This window comes from Sphaerospermopsis kisseleviana CS-549 (assembly GCF_028329225.1).
GTDB lineage: Bacteria > Cyanobacteriota > Cyanobacteriia > Cyanobacteriales > Nostocaceae > Sphaerospermopsis > Sphaerospermopsis kisseleviana.
In genome coordinates this window covers 1-5,620 of record NZ_JAQMTI010000269.1, presented here as the reverse complement: position 1 = coordinate 5,620, position 5,620 = coordinate 1, and the positions used below count along the sequence as shown (strand labels likewise).

Annotated in this window: 3 protein-coding genes; all 3 read right to left on the bottom strand. The window is 39.8% G+C overall.

Going from position 1 to position 5,620, the window contains the following annotated elements; all coding sequences use genetic code 11:
- Positions 1–146 precede the first annotated feature (146 nt).
- Entirely contained in the window at positions 147–1,346 is a 1,200-nt protein-coding gene (locus tag PN497_RS21215) for an AAA family ATPase (protein WP_096571187.1), read from the bottom strand.
- Between the two features lie 105 nt (positions 1,347–1,451).
- Complete coding sequence (locus PN497_RS21210) at positions 1,452–3,503, bottom strand: S-layer homology domain-containing protein (protein ID WP_096571189.1); 2,052 nt, start codon at positions 3,501–3,503, stop codon at positions 1,452–1,454.
- A 382-nt stretch (positions 3,504–3,885) separates the two neighbouring features.
- Positions 3,886–5,241 carry a UDP-N-acetylmuramoyl-tripeptide--D-alanyl-D-alanine ligase gene (locus PN497_RS21205; RefSeq protein ID WP_096572798.1) on the bottom strand — a complete coding sequence of 452 codons (1,356 nt, stop codon included), beginning with the start codon at positions 5,239–5,241 and terminating at the stop codon, positions 3,886–3,888.
- Positions 5,242–5,620: the final 379 nt, after the last annotated feature.

Sequence of the window (5,620 nt, the reverse complement as noted above, 5' to 3'; positions counted from 1 at the left end):
AGTCAGGAGGAGATTTGAAAATTTCTTTGCCATCTCTTGAAATCCCCAAAAATGCACACTTTTTCCGGTATACCCTTCAAAACCCTTGCACTAATTTCTGTGTTTATCAGCCTCTAACCTTTGATATATCAAGGTTTTAGCTTTATTCAGCAAACCCTAAATAATCGCTGTACGCATTTAAGAATCACGGGTTGTAGATAAAATCTTTCCATTGCTTCATCTTTGATTGTTTCTATCAACGCTCGTCGTTTTAAAGATAAGAGTGCTGCTAAAATATCGCCATTAGCAGCATTATTTTTGAGGTTTAAGAGTATTTCTTGACGAGTGAATCCTTGTAATTTAGTGGCTAAAAACTCCATAATCATTTTTTCTAAAGGAGAAATTTGTTCTAGCCATCGTGTTACCAGGGGAGCAAATTCACCAGAGACTAATGTTCCAGAAGCAAGAAACTCTCCCACATCTCCAGCAAATAATTCATGGATGAAATTGGCGGCCATATTCAGAAATAAGGGATTACCACCATATTGATTAACTAGAGTAATCCACTGTTGAGCATCAAAGGTAAGTTGATGATGCTGCAAAAGTTCAATTGCACCTTCCATAAGTCCACCCAGGGGAAAAATCACCGCACCCGCAGCACTTAAAAGATTTAGTCCCTCTGGTTGTTCGCGGCTAGTGATCATCACACAACTATCATGAGGCGTTTGGACAACACTGCGGAGAAAGTCTGCATATAGTTCATATCCTGCACGATATTGTCCCCCGCGGTTACCCCCTAAAATTGCATCCCAACCATCAAAAATTAGTAGGGTTTGCGGTGCTAAATCTGGTGGTTTATCTGTTGCTGGTGGGTTGTGGTGAAAGGAAAACCACAGAGTTTTTTGAAAATGCGATCGCCTATTTTCTGCTAATTTTACAGCTAAAGCTGTTTTCCCAATACCTCCTATTCCTGTGATGACAATCAGGGGTGTTCTTTGTTCTATTGCTTGGCTAAGTGTCGCTAGTTCGTAACGTCTGCCAAAGAATAAGGGAATATAGGGGATTTGGGTTGTATTAGCTATGGAAGAATTGAGAGGACGTTCCACTAAGTCTTGCCAATTTAAACCCAAAACCTGACAAAATGCTTTAAATGCTGAGGCATCAATGGCATCACCTTTAAGGAAGCGTTTCCATGTCGCTAAAGATACCCCTGCTGCAAATACTTCGGCATTTTCCCAGTTACAGTTAGGTTCAATAATTTGACTGGTTTGTTCTAACCAAAGCGGATTATCAATTGTCCAACCTTTTTCTTTACGAGCTTGTTTAGTAATTTGCAATCCAGTCTGAGAAAGTTTTAAGCTAGGCATTACACTAAGTTGGTGAGTGTTAAAAATTGTCGTTATGACAAGGCAACAAGCAAAATAGCAAGAGTTGATGAATTTTATCCTGTTCCTATTCCCTGTTACCAATAACTAAATACCTTTAACCCGTTTAATTGCCACTAATGCCTGATAAATCATAGCTGCAACTTCAGCCCGTGTGGCTTCTCTGGTAGGTGCAAGCAGTTTGGGATCTGGATAATTAACAATAATTTTGTGTTGGTTGGCGGTTGCGATCGCGGTTCTGGCATATTCAGGTACTGATTTTATATCACTGTAGGCAGTTAATAAATTGTTATTAGCATTGTTAGCTGGTGGTAGTCCGAGTCCGTTGACTAGGGAAACTAACACCTGTATTCTTTGCACATTTTGATCTGGGCGAAAAGTGCGATCGCTAAACCCACCGACAAAACCACCTCTAGCAGCTATGTGAATGGCTTTAGCTGCCCAAAAATCAGCGGGAACATCTATAAATTCTATTCCTTGACGTTTGGGTGTAGGGTTAAAAGCAGCGGCTATTAAAGCCGCATATTGGGCGCGAGTCATGGCTTTATCTGGTTGATAACTACCATCAGCAAAACCTTGAGTTAAATTCATACTCACCAACGCCCGAATATATGCTTCTGCCCAATGTCCTACCAAATCAGAAAATGAGGGAATTTCTGTATCTGGTTTGACAATGTAGGGAGAAGAAATAACTTGTGCCTCACCTCTGGAAACTAAAGCTTGATAAATTAATGCTGCTACCTCTGCACGAGTAATTTCTCTGAGTGGTTCTAATAGTTCTATTTGGGGATAATTGACTATTAGCAGTTTTTGAGTAGCAACTGTGACTGCATTTGTAGCATAACTAGGAATTTGGGCGCGATCGCTATACACATTTAACCCGTTAGGATTACTGCCTGTAAATTTTAAACCATTAATAATTGATACTATCGCCTGTACTTTGGTTAAATTTTGTCCTGGTCTAAAAGTACCATCGGGAAAGCCACTCAAAAAACCGGCATCAGCCGCACTAGCAATAGCTGAAGCTGCCCAAAAATCAGTTCTGACATCTTTAAATCTATTCAGGTTATTACTAGCAGGTAGTTGAAAAGTCTTAGTAATTAAGGCAGCATATTGAGCGCGGGTAATAGGTGTAGCAGGTCGAAATGTGCCATCAGGGAAACCACTAATAAAACCTTTATTCACCAAAGCTTCTACAAACGCCGCTGCCCAATGTCCATCTAAGTCTGAAAAACTGGTACTAATAACTTGACTAGGAGTATCGGCTGTAGCAGCGAGAAATTTTACTACTCCCTGAACTTGGGCAGGATTTAACTGATTGCCTACAGAAATCACTTTTTGAGATGATATATTTTGAATATCAAAATCTTTGTGATCACGAAAAATATTATCAGCCGGATCTTCGGGTTTACCCAACTCAGGAACAGCATTACCATTTACCAATAAACCACCTTGGGTATTTTGGCAAATCAAATTTCGTCGTAATACCGGACTAGCATCACGAGAAAGGGCTATACCTATCGAGTTATTGGCAAGTTTGTTATTGGCCACTAGAGGGGCTGCAAAATCGCTAATAGCTATCCCTACAGGGTTATTTTCAAATACATTCCGCAACACTTCCCCTTTGCTATAACGTGCCATCATTAAACCACTGGCAGCATTTTGGACAAATACATTATCTAAAATGGCGGGTTTAGCCTTACCAGTTGCAAATATCCCTTCCCGTCCACATTTACTGAATGTATTATTAGCTAAAGTCGGTGCTGTTGATTCAATCCAAATCCCAGTACCCTTAGAAACAGGATTGATCACTGTTACCCCTAACAAACTGGCATTACCTAACAACAGCAATGTGATATCTTGCCAACCAAAGGTAGGACTTTGATACTCACCACTGCCAGAAATAATAATTCCCTGACCTTTGTTAGATTCGTTACCTACTACGAGCATTTCCCCAGGAATAATCAGCGGAAACACCTCTCCGTTAGAAGTGCTATACGTTCCTGGTGCTAACTGAATAATTCCTGGGGTTCTGGTGGCTTTTAAGGCACGGGTGATACTTTTTAACGGACTTAACCGAGAACCTGTATTAGCATCGTTACCTATGACGGGATTTACATGGAGTGTCGCAACAGCCATAATTGATAATTCAGGATTTATAATACATAATTAATAATTTATACTTTACAGCAGGAGTCAGGAGTCAGGAGTCAGGAGGAAGAATATTTGTTTGTAGCCAGAATTTACAGGAGAAAGTTTTTTCATTAATTATCAAGAATGAATCGAAAACTCTCATTAATTCTGTATTCTGTATCCTGAATCCTTACGACAATTGTTTAATTCACTGTTTACTTCCAGGTTTACAATCTCTCCTTTCTATGAGAAAAAAAGAAAAAAAGAAACAATTTCCTATTTTCCAATCTTCTCACTTTCAGGTCAGGAGAAGTAATTGTCAGATGCTTCTAATTCTTCCTTCTGACTCCTGACTCCTGACTCCTGACTCCTGACTCCTTACAAATTATCAATTATCAATTGACAATCGAAACTGATTAACAACCTGATCTAATCCTACGGAATGGGCAGCTTTAAATAATAAGCGATCGCCCTCCTTTACATAAGTATTTAATCTGGTTACTAAATCACTATGAGTAGCAAAACATTCACAAGGAATTCCTTTTGCACTATCAGCAATAATTTCTGCATCTTGGCTATTAACTAAAATCAATAACCCATCTAAATTCAATTTCTGCACCATTTCCCCAACTTGTTGATGTAATTGTGGGGATCTGTCTCCTAATTCCTTCATTGCTCCTAATACGGCAATTTTCCGCTTTCCTGGTGTATCTGCTAATAACTGCAAAGCTGCTAACATCGCTTCTGGGGCGGCGTTATAAGTTTCATCTAAAATTACAATATCATTAGGTAATGTAAACCTTTGCGATCGCCCTCCTGGCATATTCACAATTACCCCTTTTTTTAGGGTTTGCCAATCAATTTCTAATACCTTAGCTACTGCTAATGCTGCTAAAAAATTAGTGGCATTATGACGACCTGGTAAGGGTAATGGTAAATCCATTCCTGCTACTTCTATAGTTTCATTGTCAACTAATTTCCCTTGAATATCTCCACCGGAAAAACCATAACTAATCACTTTTCCCTGCCAAAATTTCTTTGCTATCTCCATTAATAGGGGACTATCGTAATTGAGAATTGCTACACTATCATCAGACATTTCTGCTAATAATTCACATTTAGCTTCTGCGATCGCTTGTTCTGAACCTAGTAGCTCAATATGTGCTGTTCCCACATTAGTAATAACACCGATATTTGGACTAGCTATTTGTGTTAATTCCGCAATTTGTCCCCTTCCTCGCATGGCCATTTCTATGACTGCAAAATCATGTTCTGCACCCATTTCTAACAGCGTTTTAGGAACACCTATTTCATTGTTGAAATTTCCATAGGTTTTGTGAACTTGTCCTCTAGTTCCTAAAACTGCGGCGATCAGTTCCTTGGTTGTGGTTTTACCTACTGAACCTGTTACCCCAATTACAGGAATAATCAAGGAATCCCGCCACCATCTAGCAATTTGCTGATATGCCTTCAGAGTGTCGGGAACTTGTAATACAGGTATGTCAGGGTTTTCATCAGTATACTCTACAATGGCGGCAATTGCACCCTTGGCGATCGCCATTTGTACAAACTTGTGTCCATCGAATTTTTCGCCACGTAAAGCTAAAAACACTTCACCCGGTTGTAAAATCCTGGTGTCTGTTTGGATACCCTTGCTTACTTGAGCTAATGCAGATGCAGATAAATTTACAGGATGGGCTGATAGAACTTCAACCAATTGGGATAAAGTAGCCGAAACAGACATACTGATCATCAATAAAAGTTAATTACCAAATCCTACAATCTTTGAGGACAGAATTGACACTCCCTACATTGTTGAGGCGAAACCTAAATAGGGGTTGCTGAGAAAGTCTTTCCGTGAGAGCATAGGAGTCAGGAGTCAGAAGTGGTAGGGGCGAAGCATTAGGGCGACTAATTATCAATTTTTGTCCAAGCCTATTTTCCGAATGCTGATGCTTCCAGCACGCTTCGCGAACGCCCGTACAGGAGTCAGGAGGAGATTTGAAAATTTCTTTGCCATCTCTTGAAATCCCCAAAAATGCACACTTTTTCCGGTATACCCTTCAAAACCCTTGCACTAATTTCTGTGTTTATCAGCCTCTAACCTTTGATATATCAAGGTT

Excerpts from the sequence above, each read along its gene's own strand:
- PN497_RS21215 (WP_096571187.1), bottom strand. The coding sequence starts at position 1,346 with ATGCCTAGCTTAAAACTTTCTCAGACTGGATTGCAAATTACTAAACAA.
- PN497_RS21210 (WP_096571189.1), bottom strand. The coding sequence starts at position 3,503 with ATGGCTGTTGCGACACTCCATGTAAATCCCGTCATAGGTAACGATGCT.
- PN497_RS21205 (WP_096572798.1), bottom strand. The coding sequence starts at position 5,241 with ATGTCTGTTTCGGCTACTTTATCCCAATTGGTTGAAGTTCTATCAGCC.